Raw genomic sequence first — 24,205 nt, forward strand, 5'->3', positions numbered from 1 at the left:
TTACATAAAATTGAGTCGCAACCGTTTGCCTCCGTTCCGCAAACGGTTGCTAAGCCATCTATGGTGATTTATGTTGCGCAACAGGTAGTAAATGATTTATTTGATTGATTTATAAGGATTTTACGGCTCACCAGTTCTGGCACGCAGGTTGCAAGGCTATAACTGGAGATTTCCCTGCAACTATTCTATCGCGCTTTCAGAAAGGACAACCCATGCTATCAGCAACCGACACGGCGATTCGCGCCAGCTTCTTTGACTTTACTGGTGTCGTGGATCAGCCCGACGACCTGGCCGGTAAGGCGCGCTATCTGGAAGATGCGGTGCTGTTGCTGCGTGACGGACGCGTAGCAGGGCTGGATAGCTGGGAGAACAGCGAGGCGATGCTGGCAGGCCATCCGATTACCGATCTGCGCGGCAAACTGATCGTACCTGGCTTTGTCGATACGCATATTCACTATCCACAGACAGAGATGATTGGTGCGTTCGGCGAACAGCTGCTGGAGTGGCTGAATCACTACACTTTTCCGGTTGAAGCGCAGTATCACTGTCCTGACCATGCGGCCAAAATGTCCGCCTTTTTCCTGCATCAGCTGCTCTCAAATGGCACTACCAGCGCACTGGTGTTTGGTACTGTCCATCCGCAATCGGTGGAGGCGCTGTTCAGTGCCGCAGAAGCCCTGAACATGCGACTGATTGCCGGGAAGGTGATGATGGATCGCAATGCGCCCGACAATCTTACCGAAACCCCGGAGCAGAGCTACCAGCAGACACGGGCGCTGATTGAGCGCTGGCATAATCGTGGACGGCTGAGCTACGCCCTGACGCCGCGTTTTGCGCCGACCTCCTCCCCGCAACTGCTGGAAAAAGTGCAGCAGTTGCGCCAGGCATTTCCGGATACCTGGCTGCATACCCATCTCAGCGAAAATCCACAGGAGGTGGCCTGGGTAAAAGCGCTGTTCCCGGAGCGTGAGGGCTATCTGGATGTTTATCATCATCACCAGCTAACCGGGCGTCGCAGCGTCTTCGCGCACTGTCTGCATCTGGAGGATAAAGAGTGGCAGTGTCTGCACGATACCGATTCTTCTATTGCTTTTTGCCCAACCTCAAACCTCTTCCTCGGCAGCGGCCTGTTTAACATTAAACGCAGCTGGCAGCAGGGCGTGAAAGTGGGAATCGGCACGGATGTCGGCGCGGGCACCACCTTTAATATCCTGCAGACGCTGGGCGAGGCTTACAAAGTAGGCCAGTTGCAGCACTACCGGCTCAGTGCCGCTGAAGCCTTTTATCACGCCACGCTGGGCGGAGCGCGTGCACTGGATCTCGACCACGCCATCGGAAATTTTAACATCGGCAAAGAAGCCGATTTTGTCGTGCTCGATCCGGCGGTCTCTGCGCTGCAGCAGCTGCGTATTGGCAATAGCAAAGATATCTGGGAAAAGCTGTTTGTATTAATGACGCTAGGCGACGACCGCAATATTGCCCAGACCTGGGTAAATGGTCGTCCGGTCTGGCAGCGCGACGCACAGGAGCAAGCCGCATGATTGAGTTTTTGTTAAACAACCAGCTGGTCAGGGAAGAGGCACTTGACCCCAATCTTACGGTGCTCAACTATCTGCGCACCCGTCAGCATCGTCCTGGTACCAAAGAGGGCTGCGCCTCTGGTGACTGTGGCGCCTGCAGTGTCACCCTGGGAAAAGCCGTCAGGGGTGAGATGCAGTATGAAACGGTCAATAGCTGTCTGACGCTGGTCTCGTCATTACAAGGCAAACAGCTGATCACCGTAGAGGATCTGCGTCACGGTCGTGCACTGCACCCGGCGCAGCAGGCGATGGTCGACTGCCACGGCTCACAATGCGGATTCTGCACGCCGGGTTTTGTCATGTCGCTGTTCAGCCTGCAAAAAAACGCAGCGGGCTGGGATCGTCATCAGGCGGAAACGGCGCTGGCCGGTAATCTTTGCCGCTGCACCGGCTACCGGCCCATTATGGCTGCCGCAGAACAGCTCTGCTCCCAGCCGGTTACTGACCAGTTCGATCACAGTGCCGCCGCCACCGTGCAGCGGCTGGAGGCGCTGGCTACCCCGGACATGCAGGAGATAGACGGTGAAGGCCGCCGTTGTTTCCTGCCCAAAACGCCGGCTCAGCTGGCAGGGATCTACCTGGCGCATTCCGATGCGAAACTGATTGCCGGTGGTACCGACCTCAGCCTGCAGATTACCCAGCAGCATAAGAGAATACCGCTGCTGATTGCGCTGGAACAGGTGGCCGCGCTTAAGGTCTGCAGTGAATTTGACGATCATTACCTGCTGGGTGCAGGTGCCTCACTGCAGCAGGTCAGTGAGTTTCTTGCCACCCGCATTCCTGGTGTCAGCGAGATGCTGCAGCGGTTTGCCTCACTGCAAATTCGTCTGCAGGGCACACTGGGCGGTAATATCGCTAATGCGTCCCCGATAGGCGATGCGTCGCCGGTGCTGCTGGCCCTCAATGCAAGTTTGCTGCTGCAGCGCGGTGAAGAACAACGCAGCCTGCCGCTGGACCAGTTCTTTACCGGCTATCGGCAGACACAGCTGGAAAAAGGGGAGTTTATCCGCGCCATTCGCATTGATAAGGTGACGGTGTCACCTGATTTTGTCGCCTGGAAAGTCTCCAAACGGCTGGATGATGATATCTCCGCCGTCTTCGCTGCCTTTAACCTGCAAATCGAACAGGGCGTGGTGAGTGGTGCCCGCATCGCCTTTGGCGGTATGGCGGCGACGCCAAAACGCGCCCACCACTGTGAACAGGCGCTGATGGGTCAGCCACTGAATGCCGTGACGGTGTCACGTGCCGCTGCCGCGCTTGCGTCTGATTTCCAGCCGCTTTCCGATTTTCGCGCCAGCAGTGACTACCGTCTGCAGGTCGCCCGTAACCTGCTTCGCCGCTACTGGCATCGCCATAACGGCGAAATCACCTGCCTTGAGGTCTCTCGCTATGTCTCATAACCGCCCGGAACTCAACGAAGAGGTCATCAAGGCCCAGTATGCCGCCGATTTACAGAGCGGCGTAGGCCGGAGTAACCGCCATGAAAGCGCGGAGAAACATGTCTCTGGCGAGGCGCATTTTATCGACGATAAACCGGAGTTGCCGGGTTTACTGCATCTCTGCCCGCGTCTGAGTGAACACGCGCATGCGCGCATCGTGAATATTGATGTGCAGCCCTGTTATGCCGTGCCGGGTGTCGTCAGCGTATTAACCTGGCAGGATGTGCCGGGCATCAATGATGTCGGGCCGCTGGAGCCGGGCGATCCGCTGCTGGCGCATGACAAAGTCGAGTACCTGGGGCAGATCGTGATTGCCGTCGCGGCGGACTCCCCTGACGCTGCACGTCTTGGCGCGGCCGCAGCGGTGATCGAATATGAGGTGCTGGAACCGCTGCTGGATGTAGAGCAGGCGCTGGCGCAGGGCAGCTTTGTACAGGAACCGCACATCCATCAGCGCGGTGATGTGGACGCGGCACTGGCGCGTGCGCCGCATCGGGTGAGCGGGTCGTTTCATATTGGCGGCCAGGAGCATTTCTATCTGGAAACCCAGACGGCAATGGTCATCCCTGGTGAAGATCAGCAGCTGCAGGTCTTTTCTTCCACTCAAAACCCCACGGAAGTGCAGAAGCTGGTGGCGGAAGTCATGGGCATCAGCCTGAATAAGGTGACGATAGATATGCGCCGTATGGGCGGCGGCTTTGGTGGCAAAGAGACGCAGGCCGCCGGTGTCGCCTGTCTCTGCGCCATCGTAGCCCGTCAGACGGGGCGGGCGGCAAAGATGCGACTCTCACGCCGCGACGACATGCGCGTGACCGGCAAGCGCCATCCTTTCTTTGTGCGTTACGAGGCAGGCGTTGAGGAGGATGGCCGGCTGTGTGGCATCAAAATCGATCTGGCCGGTAACTGCGGTTATTCGCTGGATCTGAGCGGATCCATTGTCGATCGCGCCATGTTCCACGCCGATAATGCGTATTACCTCGGCGATGCGTTGGTCACGGGCTATCGCTGCCGCACGAATACCGCCTCCAACACCGCCTATCGCGGCTTTGGCGGACCGCAGGGTATGGTGGCGATTGAACAGATCATGGATCACATCGCCCGCCACCGTGGGCTGGATCCGCTGGCGCTGCGCAAGCGTAACTATTATGGCAAGCAGGATCGCAACATCACCCATTACCACCAGCAGGTCGAGGACAATCTGCTGGATGAGATTACCGAACAGCTGGAGCAGAGCAGCGACTATCAGGCGCGTCGCGCGGAAATCAGGGCGTTTAACGCCCGCAGTTCGCTACTGAAACGCGGTCTGGCGCTGACGCCGGTAAAATTTGGCATCTCATTTACCTCCAGCTTCCTTAATCAGGCGGGCGCGCTGATCCTGATTTACACCGATGGCACGGTGCAGCTGAATCATGGCGGCACCGAGATGGGCCAGGGCCTGAACACCAAGGTGATCCAGATTGTCGCCGAAGTACTGCAGATAGAGACCGATAAAATCCAGATTACCCCCACCGACACCGGTAAAGTGCCCAATACCTCGCCAACAGCGGCCTCCAGCGGTGCTGACCTCAACGGTAAGGCGGCGCAGAATGCGGCTGAAATCCTGCGCGATCGCATGACCGCCATGCTCTGCGAACTGCATCAGTGCGACGCAGCGGCGGTGAGCTTCCGCAATGGCGTGGTACGTGCCGGAGAAAAACATTACACCTTCGCTGAGGTGGCGAAACTGGCGTGGCTGAATCAGGTGCCGCTCTCTGCCACCGGCTACTATCGCGTACCAGGCATTCATTACGACCGCGTTGCCGGGCGCGGCACGCCATTCTATTACTACGCCTATGGCGCGGCCTGCTGCGAGGTCGTCATCGACACCTTAACCGGCGAATCCCGCCTGCTGCGCGCCGACATCCTGCATGACGTTGGTGCCTCGCTGAACCCGGCCATCGACATCGGTCAGGTCGAAGGAGGCTTTGTCCAGGGTGTCGGCTGGCTCACCTGCGAAGAGCTGGTGTGGAATGACAAAGGTCAGCTGCTGACCGACGGTCCCGCGAGCTATAAAATTCCCGCCATCAGTGACGTGCCGGCGGATCTGCGGGTCACACTGGTGGAGAACCGCAAAAACCCGAAAGACACAGTCTTCCACTCCAAGGCCGTTGGCGAACCGCCGTTTATGTTAGGGATAGCTGCCTGGTGTGCGCTGCAGGATGCGGTCGCCAGCGTGGCGGATTACCGCCAGCATCCGTTGCTGGATGCGCCCGCTACACCGGAGCGCATCTTCTGGGGCGTGCAGCGTCTGTCGGGAGCCATTGATGATCTATCATGACTGGATAGGCGTGCTTCACCAGTTGCGTGAAAAACGGCAAAGCTGCGTGCTGATTACCGTGCTTAGCGAGCACGGTTCGGTGCCCCGTGACAGCGGCAGCAAAATGGTCGTCACACAGCAGGAGAGTTTTCTCACCATCGGTGGCGGTCATCTGGAATTTGCGTGTATCGCCCAGGCCAGGGCGATGCTGCAGGATGGGGCGACCGCGCCCCATACCGATGATTTCAGCCTCGGCGCGCGGCTTGGACAATGCTGTGGTGGCAAAACGACGATTTTGTTTGAGCCGCTGCTGCAGGCGCAGCCGGAGATATTTCTGTTTGGTGCAGGTCATGTCGGACAGGCACTGGTTAACCTGCTGGCGACGTTACCCTGTCACATAAACTGGATTGACAGCCGTCCGGCGCAATTTTCCAGCGTCCCTGCGGGCGTAGTGACCTGGCAGCCCGATGATCCGCTCGATTGCGTGGCGCAGGCGCCTGCGGGCAGCTACTTTATTATCATGACCCACCATCATCCGCTGGACTTTGAACTGTGTGAAGCGGTGCTGAAACGCGGGGATTTCCGCTATGCCGGATTAATCGGTTCGTCGACGAAAAACCAGCGTTTTCGCTACCGGCTGGCAGGCAGGGGCGTTCAGAGCGAATCACTGGCGCGCCTGCGCTGCCCGATTGGTCTGCCGGATGTTAAAGGCAAGCTACCCGCCGAGATTGCGGTGGCGATTGCCGGTGAAATTATCTGCGTTTATCAGCAACATATCACCTGAGTTGTGGCCTGCGCGGCAACCTGTCAGGATAAGACTTTGCGATGCCCCATCAGGAGCGAACCATGAACGCCCGTCAGAATCCCTTCTTTAGCGTCAGCACACTGCCTTATCATGCTCCGCCTTTTGACCAGATAGAGGAGCAGGATTTCCTGCCTGCGCTGCAGGCGGGCATCGAAGAGAAGCGTCAGGAGATCGAGGCGATCGCCCTGAATAGCGAAGCGCCCACCTTTCTTAACACCTTTGAAGCACTGGAGAAGAGCGGACAGCTGCTTAACCGGGTCAATCTGGTCTTTGGTGCCATGACCTCGGCCCATACCAGCCCGTATCTGCAGCAGGTGGATGAGGAGATAGCGCCCCAGCTTACCGCGCTCAACGATGACATCATGCTGAACCGGCCGCTGTTTTCACGGCTCGACGCGGTCTATCTGCAGCGCGCTAAACTGGATGCTGAATCAAAACGTCTGGTTGAAGTGATCTGGCAGCGCTTCCAGCTGGCGGGGGCCAATCTGCCTGAGGCGCAAAAACAGCAGCTTAAAGCGCTGAATCAGGAGGCCGCACGCCTCGGTACGCGCTTCACCAACAGACTGCTGGCTGCCACCAAAGCGGGTGGACTTGTCGTCAATGATTTGCAGCAGCTGGCGGGTCTGTCGCCGGCCGATCTGGCCGTAGCACAGGCGGAAGCGCAGGCGCGCGGGCTGGAAAAAAGCGGGTTGCTGGTGCTGCAGAACACCACGCAGCAACCGGCGCTGCAGAGTCTCGCCGATCGCGCAACCCGTGAAGCGCTGTTTAAGGCGGGCGTGACGCGCACGGAAAAAGGGGATGAAAACGACACCCGCGAGCTGGTGTTAAGGCTGGCGCAGGTCAGGGCGGAGCAGGCCCGGCTGCTGGGATTTGCCAGCTATGCGGAGTGGAAACTGCAGGATCAGATGGCCAAAACCCCCAAAGCAGCGCTGGCCTTTATGCACAACATCGTGCCCGCTGCGCGCGCCCGTGCCGAACGCGAAGCCGCGGCTATCCAGCAGACTATCGATAAGCAGCAGGGCGGCTTTACCCTGCAGGCCTGGGACTGGCGTTTTTATGCTGAACAGGTGCGGCGCGCACGCTATGACCTCGATGAGAGCCAGATTAAGCCCTACTTTGAGCTTAACTCGGTGCTGCAGAACGGGGTGTTCTGGGCGGCGACACAGCTCTATGGCATCCGTTTTACCCCGCGACAGGATCTGCCGGTTTATCATCCTGACGTGCAGGTCTATGAAATTTTCGATGCGGACGAGACGCCGCTGGCGTTGTTCTATACCGACTTCTTTAAGCGTGACAGCAAAGGCGGCGGTGCCTGGATGAGCAACTTCGTCAACCAGTCGACGCTGCTCGACACCAAACCAGTGATCTATAACGTCTGTAACTACACCAAACCGCCCGCCGGTGAACCGGCGCTGCTGAGCTGGGACGACGTCATTACGATGTTTCATGAATTCGGCCACACGCTGCACGGCCTGTTTGCCAGCCAGCGCTATCCGAGCCTGTCAGGCACGGAGACCCCGCGCGATTTTGTCGAGTTTCCTTCGCAGATCAATGAGCACTGGGCCAGCGAGCCGGCGGTGTTCCGCAACTACGCTCGCCACTATCAGACGCATGAGCTGATGCCCGCTGAGCTGCATGAAAAGATTGTCCGGGCCGCAACGTTCAACAAAGGTTATGAGATGAGCGAGTTGCTGGCTGCCGCGCTGCTGGATCTGCACTGGCATAGCCTTAACCGTGATGCCGCGCCGCAAAGCGTGGAGGGATTCGAGCAGCAGGCGTTGCAGAGCGACAATATGGCGCTGACAGCGGTGCCGCCGCGCTATCGTTCCAGCTATTTCCAGCACATCTGGGGCGGCGGTTATGCCGCAGGGTATTACGCCTATATCTGGACGCAGATGCTCGCCGACGATGGCTATCAGTGGTTTGCGGAGCATGGCGGATTGACGCGTGAGAACGGCGATATCTTCCGACAGAAAATTCTGTCACGTGGGAACAGCAGCGATCTTAAAACGCTGTATGAAAGCTGGCGGGGCGCGGCCCCACAGCTTGAGCCGATGCTGAAAAATCGCGGTCTGGCGGATTCATAACAAAAGGGCTGTCACCATGACAGCCCTTTTGTTATTGGGGCTAGCCCAGCGGGCCACCTTCAATGGTTTCGCACATTCCGGCCAGCACCCGCTCACCGGTTTCGTTTTTCAGTGACTGATACCACTCTGCCGTGACCGCCGGGTCGCGAGCATGGGTGACATCACAGCGTTTGCGCGCTTTCAGCACCAGATCTTTGACCCGCTCAACGCGGCGCGCCTGATAGCGTAGCAGCGCATCTTCGATGCCCAGCGAATGTGAGGCCAGCGTCGACGCCAGCACCACAGCATCTTCCATCGCCGCGCAGCCGCCCTGACCAATATCGGGGGTGGTGCTGTGGGCTGCATCACCCAGCAGAGCAACGCGTCCTTTCACAAAGCGACTAAAGGGTTCAATGTCGTGGATCTCAACCCGGTTGGTGGTGTCGGGATTAATCGCCGCGATCAGCTGCTGTACCGACTCCGCCCAGCCCTGGAAGTAGCCGGTTAAATCGGCTTTCACGGTGCTGCGATCCTGCGGCAGACCTTTCGGCAGCGGCACATCAAAGAAGAAGTAGAAGCGATTACCGCTGACCGGCATCAGCGAAACGCGTTTGCCGTCACCGACAAAGGTAGTCCACTGATCGGCGGGTGCAATCCGCTCGTCAATGGTGACCAGCCCATTCCAGTTAACGTAACCGGCGTAACGGCGCTCCAGCTTCTCTTCCAGCACATATTCACGAATCACCGAATGGGTGCCATCGGCAGCAATCAGAAAATCGCCGGTGGCCTGACTGTTGTCAGAAAAGGTGGCGATCACGCCGTCTGCGGTCTGTTCAACCTGGATCACCCGCTTACCAAACTGCACCCGTTCACGGCCAAAGGTATCAATCAGCATCGCCTGCAGCTCTGCACGCGCTACCGGATAAGGGTATTCACCAACCTGTTGAACCAACGGCGCCATGCTGAAGCGGGTCAGAGGTACGCCGGTCGCGCCGTCGTGATAAGCCATAAAGGCCATGTTACCGCCCAGCTCACGCAGCGCGGCTTTCATTCCCAGCGCATTCAGGCATTTAACGCCGTTGGGCCAGATGGAAATCGCCGCGCCGACAGGCTTCATTTCCTGCACCGCTTCGTAAACTTCCACGTCAATTCCGGCTTTCTCCAGCGCAATGGCGCTGCTCATTCCGCCAATACCGCCACCAATCACGATTGCTTTCATAATGCTCTCCTGTCTGCATAGACTTTTCCTGCAACTTTTGTACCAGAGGGAGGCCTACAGGGAGAGTGAGTAGAAAAAACAGGTTAATCAGTACGTTGACATATAATCTCTGAGGTGGCTGCGTCGTCTGATTGCTGACCTCATGCACTTAAATGTGGCAAAAGGTCGAATCAAAAGGGTGCAGTGATCATTTTTTCTGCATCGATTGTTTCATCATTCATCAGGTGCAGTCGGTCAGTTTCAGAGCCATTTATCCTTCAGCGTGCATTGTCGGCGGCTTAGCCTTATACCCGTTTTAATTTGTTTAAAAATTATAAACTAAATCACCCGCTTCCCTGAAATCAGCCCGCCCGGGCAGCGTCATATTCTCATGACACACAGCACACCCTTTTCCGTGGCTTTGCCTCTTTATCGGACAATAATGCGCTGTGACGTTATCAGAAAGCCTTGTTCAGTACAGGCGCGCAGGCACGACGAAGGCCTTCCGGTTATGGCTTTTAATGATTAGTAAAGTTAATTATTTCGAGGCGAAACGGTCTTTTAGGATATTGCTCAAACGCATCTGGCACGATCGCGTGATATAGATCACTCTGGACATAAAGGACTCTGGAAAACGACCATGAAAGTTGGAATCACGAATAACCAGTATCCGGAGCAACGTAATATTTTAGTTAATCCGGAAAACCAGTACATCAATCTGAAAAAGAGCAATCTTTTCTATTTTATCAACCCGTTACGAACCCGATTGCTCAAGAAAAACAAAACCTTTGTCTTTCAGCCTGTGCCTTTTTCAGGGGCAGCGCGGGCTGACATCCTGCATCTGTTTAATGAGGTTGCGATTACCCGACAGAAGTGGGTCGCCTCATTTGAGACTGAGCTGCCGCGCGTGCTGCCGGTGGCTGGCGTAGCCAAGCAGGATAACCCTGAGCTGCAACGCCTGATCCCCTATCTGTTAAAAGACAATTGCCTGGGGCTGATTGCCATTTCCGACGCCACGCTGAACATTCAGATGAAGCTGTTCAAAGCGGATGTCGCCCGGCAGATTCAGCGTAAAACCGTGGTGCTGCATCCGCCACAGACGCTGTTTGTTCAGCAAAAAGCGCCACGCCAGTCAGGTACGCTCAGGCTGATTTTTGCCGGTAACGAGTTCTACCGCAAAGGCGGAGCCGAAGTGGTGCTGGCTATCAGTGAGCTGATTGAAGAGAAGCGGCTGGATGCGTCGCAGCTGGATGTGCAGCTGATTGGTGATCTCGCTAAGCGCCGCAACGTTGCTCACCGCCAGTTCCAGGATGACGAGGCTTTTTACCGCGACATTGAGAATCGCATCAAACGCCATCGCTGCTTTACGCATCATACCCAGATGGAAAACAGTGCGCTAATGCAGCTGTTCCGCCAGAGCGATGCCGGCCTGTTACCGACCTGGCAGGAAACCTACGGGTTTTCTGTACTGGAAATGCAGGCTAATGGCTGCCCGGTGATCACCAGCAACGTGCGTGCATTGCCAGAAATTAACCCGGATAGCGCGGGCTGGGTGCTGGCGAGTCCGCTGAACGCGGACCGTGAATACAGCATTACGTCAACAGAGCAGAAAACGCAGCTGCGACAGTCCCTGGTGGAAGGGCTTAAATCCACGCTGCTCGCCATCATCGAACGGCCTGAGATGCTGCAGGAGAAAGGCGAGGCGGCGATTCTGCGCATCAAAGAGCAGCATGATACCGGGCGCTACATTGCCCGGCTCAACGATATTTACCGTCGTGGCGTAGTGAATGCCACTTAACATCCTCCTGGTGTCTCAATTTGATTAGATTTCTCTGACGGCGCGCGCCAGACTAGCCATACTTAGCGCAGCGTCCCACTGGAGAACTCTTATGAAAATTATCCTCACTCTGCTGCTGTCCGGATTACTGGGCAGCAGCGCCTTCGCTCAGCCCGCACCGGTTTTTCCGGCCCGCGCGCCTCTGGTTCAGCTGACCCCTGCGGCAGCCCGCTGTGATGTCTCCGCCTGTCAGACCAACTGCTACGTCGAACAGTCACACTGCAACACCCGTGAAAACGGTGCCTGCAGTTCAGAGGCGCAGATGTGCGTACAGGCGTGTGCCAGCCAGTGTAAATAATTCATTTCAGTGAAGAAGCCTTTAGTTGCCAATGAAAAAGTCTGTGTTTTATTTTGCTTTACTGTCTCTTTCTGCCAGCTGTGTTGCCGCCGATCTCTCTTCACAGCAGGTCACTTCTCTGGTTAAAGCCGCGATCGAACCGCTGATGGAGCAGCAGGCGATCCCGGGCATGTCGGTGGCGGTGCTTTACAAGGGCCGGGCGCAGTTTGTGAACCTCGGCGTGGCCGATCTCGCATCAGGCCGCCAGGTGACGGAAAATACGCTGTTTGAGCTGGGTTCGGTGAGCAAAACGTTTACCGGTACGCTGGCAGGTATCCTGATCCGCAACGGTGACATTCGCCTCAATGATCCCGTACAGAAATACTGGCCGCAGCTGACCGGTGAACAATGGCGTCCGGTGAGGATGCTGCACCTGGCGACCTATACCGCCGGTGGCTTACCTTTACAGCTGCCGGATGAGGTTACCGATCAGACCTCACTGCTGCGCTTTTATCAGGAATGGCAGCCAAAAGCATCACCAGGCACGCTTCGTCAGTACTCTAACGCCAGTATCGGTCTGTTTGGCTCGCTGATGGTGAAGGGGGATTATGAGCAGGCGATGGCGCGTAATGTGTTTCAGCCGCTGCGGCTGACGCGCACTTATATCACCGTGCCGCCCTCAATGATGCTGGACTACGCGTGGGGCTATAAAAAGGGTCAGCCGGTTCGGGTTTCCCCCGGCATGCTGGATGCCGAAGCGTACGGCGTTAAATCCACCGCGCGTGACATGCTGACCTTTATGCAGGCCAACGTCGATCCTAATCGCCTCTCCTCGGGCAACACTGTGTTGCGTAATGCTATCCGCACCGCACAGTCGCGCTATTTCAAAATCGGCAGTTTCTGGCAGGGACTGGGCTGGGAGATCTATGATTTGCCTGCCACTGCCGACACCATCATCAGCGACAGCGACAATGGTGTTGCGTTACAACCGCGGCCAGCGACCCTGCTAAATCCGGTCGGGCCCTCACTGAACGCCAGTTGGGTGCATAAGACCGGTGCCACCAATGGATTCGGTGCTTATATCGCGTTTATCCCTGAGCAGAACAGCGGCATCGTGATGCTCGCCAACAAAAATTACCCCAATCCGCTGCGCATAAAGGCCGCCTGGCAGATTCTGCAGGCGTTACATCAGGGCACGCCTTAATACCTATCTGCTTACTCTGCGACGGGGTAAGGCTGGCACCTCCTGTTCATTTGAGCTAAAATAAAAATCAAATGAACAGGAGGGCTGCTATGTCCATCGCCATCTATACACCCGCTCAGCATCGTCGCGATACGTCGTTGCTGCATGCACTGAACCTGCCGGATACGCTGCCCGATGCGCACCAGCGAATTGCAGTGGGGTTCAGCAGCGGCGTGCTGAAACGCACGGCGTCATTGTCCACCTTTGACGAAGGCTGGCTATGCCGTCTGGCGGGCATTGACCGCACCACCTATAACCGCAAAGTGAAAGATCCTGATCAGACCTTTTCGCCCGACCAGAGCGGACGCATCTACATGCTGATTCGTGTTCTCTCTGCCGCCAGTAAACTGTTCCGCGACGACAGGCAGCGCCTGGTGCAGTGGCTGGAAACGCCGGCTAAAGCGCTGGGAGGTAAAAAACCGGCGGAAATGACCACCACGGTAGCGGGTGCAGAAGCGGTCATTAACCTGATTGGTCAGCTTGAGCATGGCGTGATTACCTGATGGCGGTGCCTTTTTACCGTCTGGTGAAGCGTGAATATGCAATGACCGCTTTTGATGGGTTTGGTGCCCGTACTTATGGCGGGCGCTGGAACTCTGTGGGCACGGTTTGTGTTTATATGGGATCGAGCCGGGCGCTGTGTGTGCTGGAGGCCTTAGTGCATCTCACCATTCAGGATCTGGCGCATGACTACGCTATGCTGGCGATTAGTGTGCCAGAGGCTCTGATCACCGAGCTCTCGCTGTCGGCATTGCCCGACGACTGGCAGACCGATCCTGCACCCGCCTCTACACGGCAGATTGGAGACGACTGGCTCGCCAGCCCGGACAACGGCCTGGTGCTCAAGGTGCCCAGCACGCTGACCGGTGAGTGGAATGCGTTGTTCAATCCCCGTCATCCGGCGGCGGCCGGCATCGTCAGCAAGGTGGTGGTGGAGCCGTTTTTCTTCGATCCCCGCTTCCGGCTGCAGTAGGGCGCTAACAGGCTTTCCCGGTCACCTCGCGCAATCTGAACAGGCACACCAATGCCATCCGGTTGCCACCGTGGCGGCTGGGTAACGAAACGAAAGAAAGCGGGACAAAAAAATGGCCGCATAACGCGGCCATCGGGATATTGTTACAGCGTGCCGGTACCGCCATCAGAGCACCAGACCTGACCGGAAGAGTAGCTGCTTTCGGTTGAGGCCAGCGTGACATAGAGCGGGGCGATTTCAACCGGCTGGCCCGGGCGACCCATCGGTGAATCGGCGCCAAACTGTTTCACTTTCTCCATTGGCTGTCCACCGCTGGATTGCAGCGGCGTCCAGTAAGGACCTGGGGCAACAGCATTGACCCGGATACCCTCGCCACCCAGCTGTTTAGCCAGTGATTTCGTAAAGGCGACAATGCAGGCTTTGGTCTGCGCATAATCCAGCAGAATATCGCTGGGTTTAAACGCCTGAACCGAAGAAGTATTAATAATGGATGCACCGCGTGGCAGATATTCCAGCGCCGCTTTGGTGATCCAGAACATGGCGTAAACGTTAGTTTTAAACGTCGCATCAAAATCTTCCGTACTCAGGGTACGGATGGACTCATTAAATTGCTGACGACCGGCGTTATTTACAAGAATATCCAGGCCGCCTAATTTATCGGCTGCGTCTTTAACCAATTGCTGACAAAATTCTTCAGAGCGAATATCGCCCGGAATAGCGAAAACTTTACGGCCTTCCGCTTCGATTAATTTAACCACTTCATCAGCGTCGGGCTGTTCTTCAGGCAGGTAATTGATCACTACGTCTGCGCCTTCGCGGGCATAAGCGATAGCTACCGCGCGGCCAATGCCGGAGTCACCACCGGTGATAAGCGCCTTACGGCCAGTCAGTCTGCCTGTGCCGCGATAGCTGGTTTCACCGTGATCGGGAACCGGGATCATTTTGCTGGCCAGGCCTGGTGCCTGTTGTGGCTGATCCTCAAAAGGAGGTTTAGGGAATTGATCCAGATCGAGCGTCTTGTTAGTGGGTGTCGCCATTGTATGCTCCTTGAACAACGTTATCTGAGACATTAAGCCTGGCACAAATGTGATATTTGTCACATCTGACTGCTGATTCATTGAGCAGGTAAAACCAGAAGAAATTAATAATGCTGATAAAGCGTAGTCATGAAATCAGAAAACTGTGCCGGAGCCTCCGATTATTTTTCTGCGCGGGAAGGGGATATTTAAAACGAAGCGTGGCGGGTTTTGGTTATTATTACAGCGAATAAAGCGCATCGGCAGAAAATAAAAAAAGGCGGTTATCCGCCGCGTACTGAACCCCGCCAGACGACATCCACCGGGTATATTCTGCGCTCCTGCTGCTGTTCATTCTTCGGCATCAGTGTCTCCGGTTGCGCTTCCGTCTCCACCAGCCAGGCAATCGCATCGCGGGCGAACTGCTCCACCGGCTGCGCGAAGGTGGTGAGGTTGTAAGAGGACCAGCCCGACTGCGGAATATTGTCGTGCCCCATGATGCAGAGATCCTCCGGAATACGCAGCGCAAAGCGGTGACGCGCTTCATCCATAAAGCCACAGGCGAGCAGGTCGGTGGCGCAGTAAACCGCGTCAGGGCGAACTTTTCGGGTCAGCAGACGCTGAGCCAGAATCTGTCCGCTTTCATAGGAGGTGGAGCCGAAGCGTTCGACCTGAACCGCGACGCCCGCTTTCTGCGCCGCGGCCAGAAAATCGGCTTCGCGCTTCAGCAGGCTGGGTGTTCCCGCCAGCGAATTCACGAAAGCGATGCGGTTGCAGCCCGCCCGCACAAATGCGTTGACCGCCATTTCCGCTGCCGGGCCGGAGTCGAGATTAATATTGAGCGTACCGGGCAAAGACTCATCGCGATTAATCAGCACCAGGTGCTGGCCATGTTTGTAGCAGAGGCGGGTAATGCCGCTGTCAGGCATACCTGAAAGAATAATGGAGGCGTCGGCGCGAAAATTAATCGCCTGTTGCAGCGCGGCGGAAACGCGCGCATCCGAGCGGTCGGTGTTAATCAGCATCGCCACTTTTCCCGCTTCCTGCAGGTACTGGGTCATCCAGCGCACCAGGCTGGCACGGTAGGGCGTATCCACTTCGGAGGCAATTAAACAGACAATGCCGCTGCGGTTGCGAACCAGACCCCGTGCCAGATGGTTGACGTGATAGCCCAGCTCTTCTGCCGCTTTCATCACCCGCTGACGGGTGGCCTCCGACACGCTGGCACCTGGCGTAAAGGTGCGGGAGACCGCTGAACGGGAAACGCCCGCCCGGTCTGCGACATCCTGTGCGCTTACCACCGCTTTAAGCTGCTGCATCTTATTTCCCCGTCCCACCGTTGTCTGCACTGAGTCTGCCTGAAATTGCAAGGCTGTGCAAAACATGGCTGCACGTAAAGTGTTTCAAATTTGTGACAGCGCCTGACAATTGCGTAACAACCGAATTGACAGTGTCAACAGCTCGCCGTACTACTTTGCGCATACGTTTGCACACATGTGCAATAGCTGGCGCACCTGCGTCATCCAGCCCCAGGAGAACATCATGCGTTATTCCTCTCTGCTCGCTGCTGTCATTGTCTGCCCTATGATGCCGTTTGCTGCCTCGGCGGCCGGCCTTAACATGATCTGCTCAGCGGATGTGGTGGTGTGTGAACAGATGACCACGCTGTTCAGCCAGAGCCATCCTGATATCAAACTCAGCATGGTGCGGCTCTCTGCCGGTGAAGCCTATGCCCGTATCCGCAGTGAAGCACGCAATCCCCGTACCGATATCTGGTGGGCCGGCACCGGGGATCCGCACATGCAGGCTGCCGAAGAGGGCTTAACCCAGGCCTATAAATCCCCTTTGCTCGATCAGCAACAACCCTGGTCACAAAAAGTGGCGGAAATCTCCGGTTATCGCACCGTGGGCGTCTACGCCGGTGCGCTGGGCTGGGGCTATAACACGAAGCTGCTGGCGGAGAAAAAGCTGAAGGTCCCGGCCTGCTGGGCTGACCTGCTCGACCCGGGTTTTAAAGGTGAGATTCAGATCGCCAATCCCAACTCCTCCGGCACGGCCTATAACACCCTGGCGACGCTGGTGCAGATTATGGGTGAAGACAAAGCCTTCGATTATCTGAAGAAGCTTAACGCCAACATCTCGCAATACACCAAGTCCGGCTCTGCGCCGGTCAAAGCCGCTGCGCGCGGTGAAACCACCCTCGGGATTGTCTTTATGCACGATGCCGTAGCGATGGAAGTGGATGGCTTCCCGATTAAGCCCGTCGCGCCCTGTGAAGGCACTGGCTATGAGATTGGTTCAATGTCGATCATCAAAGGAGCACGAAATCTGGCAAATGCCAAAGTCTGGTATGACTGGGCGCTGAGCGCTGAGGCGCAATCACACATGAAAGAGGCGAAATCGTTCCAGCTTCCTTCTAACCGTCAGGCGGAGATCTCTGAATACGCGCCGCGTTTCGAGAACATCAAACTGATCGATTATGACTTCAAAACCTATGGCGATTCGGCAAAACGTAAAGCGCTGCTGGGCCGCTGGGATAAAGAGATTGGTGCCAGCGCGCAATAACAGTGGGGTTGTCCCGGCCGCCTGAGCCGGGCCGTTGCCAGACCGCGGTGGCGTAAGCCTGATGCCCGCTTCCTGATCGAGGTAATTTATGAATGCGCACAATCGTCGCTTAACCGCGGCGCTGCTGGCGGGCGCCGTCGCGCTGACGCTGCTGCCCTGGTACAGCCTGGAGCAGGGCTTCTTCAGCGGGGAGTGGCTGTTCAGCTTATGGACCGATGAGAACAGTGCACCGGCGCTGGGGCAGCTCGCGTTACGCAGCTGGCTGAGTATTGCTGTCGCGCTGTGGCTGCTCTCTGCGGCCAGCGTCTTTCTGCCGCCGGGCCGCACGCGTAGCACGCTCCTGCTGCTGTTCAGCGTCACGGGCATCCTGTTTCTGGTGCTGGAAGGGCATGCCATTGGTTTCAGTGGCTGGAACTGGCTGTGGCTGGAACATATCGCGGGTCCGCAGGCATTGGGCCAGCCAGCAATGGGCGCGGGCGCGCTGCTGCTGCTGACCGTGTTTTTGCTGATCTTTGCGTTTGCCCTGGCGGAGCGGGGTGTGCTGAAAGGTGATGCCTTTGTCGTGGCGTCGATTGTACTGCTGGTGGCGCTGGTGACCACCTTTGTGCTCTATCCGGTGCTGAGCCTGTTTGTCGCCTCGGTGCAGGATATTGATGGCAGCTTCAAACCGGATGGGCTGATTGCCAATATGCAGGACCCTGCGATCTGGAGTCTCTCCTGTTTCACCGGTGGCACCTGCGGCACGGCGTGGCGCACGCTGGGACTGGCGCTGATGACCGCCAGCGGTTCGACGCTGCTGGGGCTGGCGTTTGCGCTGGCGGCTACGCGCACGTCGCTGCCGTGCAAGAAAGCGCTGCGGATGCTGACCATTCTGCCGATTATCACGCCACCGTTTGTTATCGGACTGGCGCTTATCCTGCTGTTTGGCCGCTCCGGTGTCGTAACAGAATCACTGGCAACGCTGTTCGGCATCGAACCGGGCCGCTGGCTCTATGGCCTGACCGGCATCTGGATTGCGCAGGTGCTGTCGTTTACCCCTATCGCTTTCCTGGTGCTGATTGGCGTGGTCGAGGGTGTCAGTCCGTCACTGGAAGAGGCCTCTCAGACGCTGCGCGCCAGTCGCTGGCGCACCTTCTCCCGCATCTCGCTGCCGCTGATGGCGCCCGGTCTGGCCAACGCCTTCCTGATCAGCTTTATCGAAAGCATGGCCGATTTCGGTAACCCGATGGTGCTGGGTGGCAGTCATGGCGTGCTCTCCACCGAAATCTTCTTCTCTGTGGTCGGCGCACAGAACGACCCGAGCCGCGCGGCGGTGCTGGCGATGATCCTGCTGGGCTTTACGCTGACCGCTTTTCTGGTGCAGCGCGTCTGGCTCGCCGGAAAAAGCTTTGCCACCGTCACCGGCAAAGGCGACGGTGGCCGTCACGTGATGCTGCCGCGTCCGGTGCGCTACAGCGTCTATGGCATGGTCATCCCGTGGGGACTCTTCACGCTGGTGATCTACGGCATGATCATGATTGGCGGCTTTGTACAGTCGTGGGGGCTGAATAACAACCTGACGCTGGATCACTACATTCGCGCCTTCAGCGTCAGCATCAATCAGGGGCAGCTGGTCTGGCGCGGCGTCGCCTGGAACTCCTTCTGGACCACGCTGGAGATTGCCCTTATCGCTGCGCCGCTCACGGCCATTGTGGGGCTGCTGACGGCCTGGCTGATTGTGCGGCAGAAGTTTGCCGGCCGTCAGACCTTTGAATTCATGCTGATGCTGAGCTTCGCCATTCCCGGCACGGTCATCGGCGTGAGTTATGTGATGGCGTATAACCTGCCGCCGCTGGAGATGACCGGTACCGCGATGATCCTGATCGCCTGCTTTGTCTTCCGCAATATGCCGGTCGGCGTGCGTGGCGGGATTGCGGCGATGAGCCAGCTGGATAAAAGCCTGGATGAAGCCTCATTAACCCTGGGTGCTAACAGTTTTCGGACGCTGCGCAAAGTGGTGCTGCCGCTGCTCAAACCGGCGATCAGCGCCGCGCTGGTCTATGCCTTTGTGCGGGCGATAACCTCGATCAGCGCGGTGATTTTCCTGGTCAGCGCCCAGTACAACATGGCGACCTCTTACATCGTCGGGCTGGTGGAGAACGGTGAGTATGGCGTCGCCATTGCCTACTCGTCGGTATTGATTGTCGTGATGCTGCTAATCATAGGCCTGTTCCAGCTGCTGGTGGGCGAACGTCGCCTGCGCCGTACAACCCAACCGGCGGTGATGGTTGCCGCACCCTCTGCCTCCACACTGACTCAGGAGAGAGCCCTATGACGACCATTAACGCCGGATCGGTGGTGTTTGAACATGTCGCGAAGCGTTTTGCTGGTTTTACCGCCGTGCCGGATCTGTCGCTCACCGTAGAGCCAGGCACGCTGGTGACGCTGCTCGGGCCGTCCGGCTGCGGCAAGACTACCACGCTGCGGCTGCTGGCCGGGCTGGAGCATCCCACCTCGGGAAGGATTCTGATTGGCGGCAAAGAGGTAACGCATCTGCCCGCTAACGAACGGGATGTGGCGATGGTGTTTCAGTCATACGCGCTGTTTCCCCACATGAACGCTATCGACAACATTCTTTACGGGCTGCTCTCCTCGGGCATGAACAAACGCGAAGCGCAGGACAGGGCGCGTGAGGGGCTGAAGCTGGTGGGGTTAGAGAGTCAGGGAGAGCGGTTGCCGTCTGAACTTTCTGGCGGACAGCAGCAGCGTATTGCGGTAGCGCGTGCGCTGGTGCTGGAACCGCAGGTGCTGCTGCTCGATGAGCCGTTGTCGAACCTTGATGAGCGTCTGCGCCGTCGGGTGCGCACCGATATCCGTGATTTGCAGCAGCGGCTCGGATTTACGGCGGTCTATGTCACCCATGATCAGGAAGAGGCGCTGGCAGTCTCCGATAAGATTATTGTCATGAAAGAGGGGGATATTGCCCAGCAGGGCGCGCCGGAGACGCTTTATCATTCGCCCAACTCGGTCTTTATTGCGGACTTTATGGGGGAAGCCAATATTCTGCCCTGTGAAGTGGAGCAGGCGGATGCAGATGACGCACTGGTTCGTCTGGGTAACCAGCGCTTTCGGGTGCGGGGTGCGGGCGCTAAAACCGGCAGTGCCCAGCTGGCGGTGAGACCCCAGTTTATTACGTTGTCTGGCGATGGCCAGGGCGCGTTGCAGGGTGAAGTGATCCACAGCACCTGGCTGGGTGACCATATTGAATATGAAGTCGCGACCGAGCTGGGCGCGTTGTTCATTATCGATCCGCAGATGGAACAGCGTCTGCCTCTCGCCACCCTGGTAGGCGTCAACTTTAAGCCGCAGGGCCTTGCCCTGATTGCCCGTTAATCTGATTAACCCGAGGAGATAGCATGGCATCGCATGATGAAATAATGGCGCGACTGGCTTTAGCGGAGGCTGTGGCCCGCGAAGGTGGCGCGACCGCGCTAGGCTGGTTTAACCGTCGCGACACGCTGGTGGTAGAGACCAAGTACGATTTGCAGGATGTGGTGTCAATTGCCGACCGTGAAGTAGAGCAGTTGATCGCCAGCCGCATAAAGGATGCGTTTCCCGATGATGGCTTTCTGGGTGAGGAGTCGGGGCTGCAGGCGGGACACTCTGACTACACCTGGGTGGTTGATCCGATCGATGGCACCAGCCCGTTTCTCAATGGGATGCCGAGCTGGTGCGTTTCGGTGGCAGTGCTGCGTGGCGATGTGCCGGTTATCGGTGTGATTTTCGCACCCACTTATGAGGAGTGCTATGTGGCGGCACTGGGGCAGGGCGCGACGCTGAACGGTCGTCGTCTGCAGGTTGATCCCACCCGCACACTGCAAAACCATGTTACCGGCTTTGGCGCTAACAGTTATGTCAGTCCGCAGCAGGTTGGCGAGATTGTGGCGGCGCTGCTGTCGGCGGGCGGTAACTTTATCCGCATTGGTTCGGGCGCGCTGATGCTGGCGTGGGTCGCCGCCGGTCGGGTTGTGGGATATTACGAACCCTATATGCACGCCTGGGATTGCCTGGCGGGTTACTGTCTGGTGAAAGAGGCGGGCGGCTGGTACCACCCGTTCAATACCGAAGGCGACCGCATCATCAAAGGGGCGCAGGTTCTGGCCGTTGCTCCCGGCGCCGAAGCAGACCTTAAGCGCATTGCGGGTTTGTGACCCTGTCACGCTGACTGCTTTAATGGTGGTCAGCATGAGTCTATTACCCTGAGCGTTTTCGTCAGATAGTGACGCTGCATGCCGGTTTCTGGAAAGTCGGGCAGGGACATCTGCTGCTGATACCCCTGCTTCTGATAAAACGGCAGAGCCTGAAAGCTGAAGGTATCCACCAGCGCAAAGAGACATCCCCTCTTAGCCGCCTCCTGTTCCGCGGCTTCCATCAGCGCGCGACCCAGACCACTGCCACGCACAGTTTCGTCCACCCAGAGAAAATCAATGCAGAGCCAGTTGCCTTTGCGCGAGGCGATGACTCCACCGCGCAACACGCCTTCTGCATCTTTATGATAAACCGACAGCGGGCCCCAGTTCTCGCGGCTGATAAACTGCCGGTTGTAAGCGCCTAATCCTGCCAGCAACGCGTCCCGATCATTATCGTTTTCCTGATAGGTAAGGGTAAATGTGTGCATTCTGTGTCTCTTCTATCTGTGTGTTTTTATCCCCTTAAAGGGATATTTTAGCGTTTATCCTCTGCAGGGTATAATAAGCAAATTATCCCTTTGCGGGTATAATCTCTTTTTATCCCCTGTAAAGGATAATGCATCTGCGTTATGCTGACAGCCTGTGATCCTTAAGGAGTCACCCCATGATATACAGCCCGATACAGCTGGCAAACCAGCTCAAGTTTATCCGCCAGCGCAATGGCTGGACGCAGAGTGAGCTGGCAAAAAAGGTCGGCCTGAAACAGGCTACCATTTCTCATTTTGAAAATGCGCCTGACAGCACCTCACTGGCCACGCTGTTTAAGCTGTTACAGGCGCTGGAAGTGAGTCTGGCCGTTCAGGAAAAAGAGGGGGTCACGGCGACTCATTTGCATGATGAGGATGAGTGGTAATGCAAAGGCTGATTGCGTGGATGAACGGCGAACGGGTGGGTGTACTGACACGGCAGCGAAACGGCACCCATGCGTTTCAGTATGATACTGGCTGGCTGAGTAATCCGCTCTCCCGGCCGCTGTCACTCTCAATGCCATTGCAGGTTAAGGCGATCACATCACACGCTGTGATTAACTTCTTCGATAACCTGCTGCCGGACAGCCCACTGATTCGTGAGAGAATCGCAGCGCGTTACCAGACTCAATCCTGTGAGCCCTTTGATTTACTGCAGGAGGTGGGACGTGACACCGTCGGAGCAATTATGTTGTTGCCGCCCGACAGGCCATTGCCTGCCGTGCAGGCTCGTTATGAGGTGCTGGATGAAGCCCGGCTCGAAAGCGTACTCTCGGCCAGGTACGATATTCCGCTGGGAATGGTGCATGAGGAGCCCGATTTCCGCCTCTCAGTTGCGGGTGCACAGGAGAAAACCGCGCTGCTGCTGACGCAGGAAGGCTGGAGCATTCCTGCCGGGGGCACGTCTGCCTCACACATCATTAAGCTGCCAGTCGGTGAGATTAAACAGCCGACCGCTACGCTGGATATGCGTGAAAGCGTAGAGAATGAGTATCTTTGTCTGACGCTGGCCCGCGCACTCGGTATCAATGTGCCGCAGGCGACCATTATCCGGGCCGGAAAGATGCGCGCCCTCGCCGTTGAGCGCTTTGATCGCCGCTGGTCACGTGACAAAACCCGGCTGATTCGCCTGCCACAGGAGGATTTCTGTCAGGCGCTGGGACTGACCTCGTCAACCCAATATGAATCGGATGGCGGGCCGGGCATCGCAGAGATCATGCAGATACTGATGGGATCACGTCACGCCATTGAAGATCGCTATCGCTTTATGATGTTCCAGGTATTTCAGTGGCTGATTGGTGCCACCGACGGTCACGCCAGGAATTTCTCACTGTTTATTGAGCGCGGCGGCAGTTACCGTCTGACCCCTTTTTATGATGTGATCTCCGCGTACCCGGTGCAGTCGGGTTCCGGCATGAACACGCAAACGCTGACACTGGCGATGGGGCTGGGTGCCACTCAGGAGAAGAGGACGGAGATCGACAAAATTTACCCGCGCCATTTTATCGCCACGGCGAAGCAGGTGAGTTTTGATCGTGACAGCCTGCAGCAGATCTTTGACTTCTTCATTAAAGCGCTTCCCCAGGCAATCGTTTTGGTGCGTGATGCGTTGCCGCCCGACTTTCCTCAGCATATCGCCGACGCCATTTTCAGCCATGCATTGATTATGCTGGAGCGGTTACGGCATGGAGAGTGAGGGCACGGAGCTGGCACTATGCTGAAAAGCCAGTCTGCCCATGTCTCGTTAAAAGCGGGTCAGCTATGCTTATCTGACAGGCATAACAAAGGAGTATGGGTATGAAGTGTCCGGGATGTGAAGGAGAGGCGTTTGTTTACGCCACGCGTGATGTCAGTCTCAATACCGGTAATCCGGATGATGTTGTGCACGATGTGAAGGGCGATCACTGCATCCGTTGCGGGGCTGTGATCATGAATGCCGGCACGGCAGAGCAGTATCCCGAAAAGGCTGAAGCGCTGGAGAATGCCGGCGTTCCCATCAAATAATATCAGGAGCCCGCGTAAAGCGGGCTCTGCTTATCGCTTTATGTACTCTTCTGATCGGCTCACTCTTATTGGGTCCTGCGTCGCTGACCATTTTTGTCGCCGGTCACAGCGAATAATGTCTCCTGCGACGAATCACCCATAAAAAAGCCTGCACAAGGCAGGCAAATCGTTATAAGGGAATGTCCATCTTTTGATAACACGCAACGAGTA

At 57.0% G+C, this 24,205-nt stretch carries 21 protein-coding genes; 17 read left to right on the top strand and 4 right to left on the bottom strand.

Annotated elements, in window-relative coordinates; translation table 11 throughout:
* The first annotated feature begins 212 nt into the window (after positions 1–212).
* The 5 genes from guaD to dcp all read left to right on the top strand — a co-directional run bounded on the left by guaD (position 213) and on the right by dcp (position 8,207).
* Positions 213–1,541: a guanine deaminase gene (gene guaD, locus NP77_RS11615; protein ID WP_039660214.1), complete on the top strand. Its 1,329-nt coding sequence runs from the start codon at positions 213–215 to the stop codon at positions 1,539–1,541.
* A complete protein-coding gene (gene xdhA, locus NP77_RS11620) occupies positions 1,538–2,980 on the top strand; it encodes a xanthine dehydrogenase small subunit (RefSeq protein ID WP_039660215.1) in 1,443 nt (480 codons plus the stop codon). The genes guaD and xdhA overlap by 4 nt, the downstream gene beginning before the upstream one ends.
* Positions 2,970–5,336: a xanthine dehydrogenase molybdopterin binding subunit gene (gene xdhB, locus NP77_RS11625; protein WP_039660216.1), complete on the top strand. Its 2,367-nt coding sequence runs from the start codon at positions 2,970–2,972 to the stop codon at positions 5,334–5,336. The genes xdhA and xdhB overlap by 11 nt, the downstream gene beginning before the upstream one ends.
* Positions 5,323–6,099, top strand: a complete 777-nt coding sequence (gene xdhC, locus NP77_RS11630) for a xanthine dehydrogenase accessory protein XdhC (RefSeq protein ID WP_039660218.1) — start codon at positions 5,323–5,325, stop codon at positions 6,097–6,099. Before xdhB ends, xdhC begins: the two co-directional genes overlap by 14 nt.
* Before the next feature lie 62 nt (positions 6,100–6,161).
* A complete protein-coding gene (dcp, locus tag NP77_RS11635; RefSeq protein WP_039660219.1) occupies positions 6,162–8,207 on the top strand; it encodes a peptidyl-dipeptidase Dcp in 2,046 nt (681 codons plus the stop codon).
* Between the two features lie 40 nt (positions 8,208–8,247).
* Here dcp and hpxO read toward each other — a convergent pair whose 3' ends face one another.
* Positions 8,248–9,405, bottom strand: a complete 1,158-nt coding sequence (gene hpxO / locus NP77_RS11640; RefSeq protein WP_008925208.1) for an FAD-dependent urate hydroxylase HpxO — start codon at positions 9,403–9,405, stop codon at positions 8,248–8,250.
* 619 nt (positions 9,406–10,024) lie between these two features.
* Between hpxO and NP77_RS11645 the strand changes: the two genes are divergently transcribed.
* From NP77_RS11645 to NP77_RS11665, 5 genes are all read left to right on the top strand, one after another.
* Positions 10,025–11,182, top strand: a complete 1,158-nt coding sequence (locus NP77_RS11645; RefSeq protein WP_003853636.1) for a glycosyltransferase family 4 protein — start codon at positions 10,025–10,027, stop codon at positions 11,180–11,182.
* Positions 11,183–11,273: 91 nt separating this feature from the next.
* Positions 11,274–11,519, top strand: coding sequence for a hypothetical protein (locus NP77_RS11650; protein WP_003853633.1), 246 nt, complete (start codon positions 11,274–11,276; stop codon positions 11,517–11,519).
* Positions 11,520–11,550: 31 nt separating this feature from the next.
* Positions 11,551–12,702 (top strand): class C beta-lactamase, encoded by a 1,152-nt coding sequence (gene ampC / locus NP77_RS11655; RefSeq protein ID WP_039660221.1) that lies wholly within the window; start codon positions 11,551–11,553, stop codon positions 12,700–12,702.
* An 89-nt stretch (positions 12,703–12,791) separates the two neighbouring features.
* Positions 12,792–13,244 (top strand): antitoxin Xre/MbcA/ParS toxin-binding domain-containing protein, encoded by a 453-nt coding sequence (locus tag NP77_RS11660; RefSeq protein WP_003853631.1) that lies wholly within the window; start codon positions 12,792–12,794, stop codon positions 13,242–13,244.
* Positions 13,244–13,714, top strand: a complete 471-nt coding sequence (locus NP77_RS11665) for an RES family NAD+ phosphorylase (protein WP_003853630.1) — start codon at positions 13,244–13,246, stop codon at positions 13,712–13,714. Before NP77_RS11660 ends, NP77_RS11665 begins: the two co-directional genes overlap by 1 nt.
* A gap of 143 nt (positions 13,715–13,857) precedes the next feature.
* On the opposite strand, the gene NP77_RS11670 is transcribed toward NP77_RS11665, so the two are convergent.
* Together NP77_RS11670 and NP77_RS11675 are read right to left on the bottom strand one after the other, a co-directional pair.
* Complete coding sequence (locus tag NP77_RS11670) at positions 13,858–14,751, bottom strand: SDR family oxidoreductase (protein ID WP_003853629.1); 894 nt, start codon at positions 14,749–14,751, stop codon at positions 13,858–13,860.
* Positions 14,752–15,014: 263 nt separating this feature from the next.
* Positions 15,015–16,049, bottom strand: a complete 1,035-nt coding sequence (locus NP77_RS11675; protein ID WP_003853628.1) for a LacI family DNA-binding transcriptional regulator — start codon at positions 16,047–16,049, stop codon at positions 15,015–15,017.
* Between the two features lie 223 nt (positions 16,050–16,272).
* On the opposite strand from NP77_RS11675, the gene NP77_RS11680 reads away from it, so the two are divergent.
* The 4 genes from NP77_RS11680 (at position 16,273) to NP77_RS11695 (ending at position 21,485) form a co-directional block, all read left to right on the top strand.
* Positions 16,273–17,295, top strand: coding sequence for an ABC transporter substrate-binding protein (locus tag NP77_RS11680; protein WP_008925204.1), 1,023 nt, complete (start codon positions 16,273–16,275; stop codon positions 17,293–17,295).
* 88 nt (positions 17,296–17,383) lie between these two features.
* The gene (locus NP77_RS11685) at positions 17,384–19,609 is read left to right on the top strand and encodes an iron ABC transporter permease (protein WP_039660224.1); all 2,226 of its coding nucleotides are present in this window, start codon (positions 17,384–17,386) and stop codon (positions 19,607–19,609) included.
* Positions 19,606–20,667, top strand: coding sequence for an ABC transporter ATP-binding protein (locus NP77_RS11690; protein ID WP_003853623.1), 1,062 nt, complete (start codon positions 19,606–19,608; stop codon positions 20,665–20,667). The genes NP77_RS11685 and NP77_RS11690 overlap by 4 nt, the downstream gene beginning before the upstream one ends.
* A 23-nt stretch (positions 20,668–20,690) precedes the next feature.
* Positions 20,691–21,485 carry an inositol monophosphatase family protein gene (locus tag NP77_RS11695; protein ID WP_039660226.1) on the top strand — a complete coding sequence of 265 codons (795 nt, stop codon included), beginning with the start codon at positions 20,691–20,693 and terminating at the stop codon, positions 21,483–21,485.
* 29 nt (positions 21,486–21,514) lie between these two features.
* Here NP77_RS11695 and NP77_RS11700 read toward each other — a convergent pair whose 3' ends face one another.
* Positions 21,515–21,952 carry a GNAT family N-acetyltransferase gene (locus tag NP77_RS11700; RefSeq protein WP_039660227.1) on the bottom strand — a complete coding sequence of 146 codons (438 nt, stop codon included), beginning with the start codon at positions 21,950–21,952 and terminating at the stop codon, positions 21,515–21,517.
* A 176-nt stretch (positions 21,953–22,128) separates the two neighbouring features.
* Between NP77_RS11700 and hipB the strand changes: the two genes are divergently transcribed.
* The 3 genes from hipB to NP77_RS11715 all read left to right on the top strand — a co-directional run bounded on the left by hipB (position 22,129) and on the right by NP77_RS11715 (position 23,995).
* Positions 22,129–22,377 carry a type II toxin-antitoxin system antitoxin HipB gene (gene hipB / locus NP77_RS11705; RefSeq protein WP_008925200.1) on the top strand — a complete coding sequence of 83 codons (249 nt, stop codon included), beginning with the start codon at positions 22,129–22,131 and terminating at the stop codon, positions 22,375–22,377.
* Positions 22,377–23,687: a type II toxin-antitoxin system HipA family toxin gene (locus NP77_RS11710; RefSeq protein ID WP_039660229.1), complete on the top strand. Its 1,311-nt coding sequence runs from the start codon at positions 22,377–22,379 to the stop codon at positions 23,685–23,687. Before hipB ends, NP77_RS11710 begins: the two co-directional genes overlap by 1 nt.
* 101 nt (positions 23,688–23,788) lie before the next feature.
* Positions 23,789–23,995, top strand: coding sequence for a type II toxin-antitoxin system MqsA family antitoxin (locus NP77_RS11715; RefSeq protein WP_003853616.1), 207 nt, complete (start codon positions 23,789–23,791; stop codon positions 23,993–23,995).
* Positions 23,996–24,205: the final 210 nt, after the last annotated feature.

The organism is Pantoea sp. MBLJ3, assembly GCF_000816655.1.
GTDB classification, from domain to species: domain Bacteria; phylum Pseudomonadota; class Gammaproteobacteria; order Enterobacterales; family Enterobacteriaceae; genus Pantoea; species Pantoea eucalypti.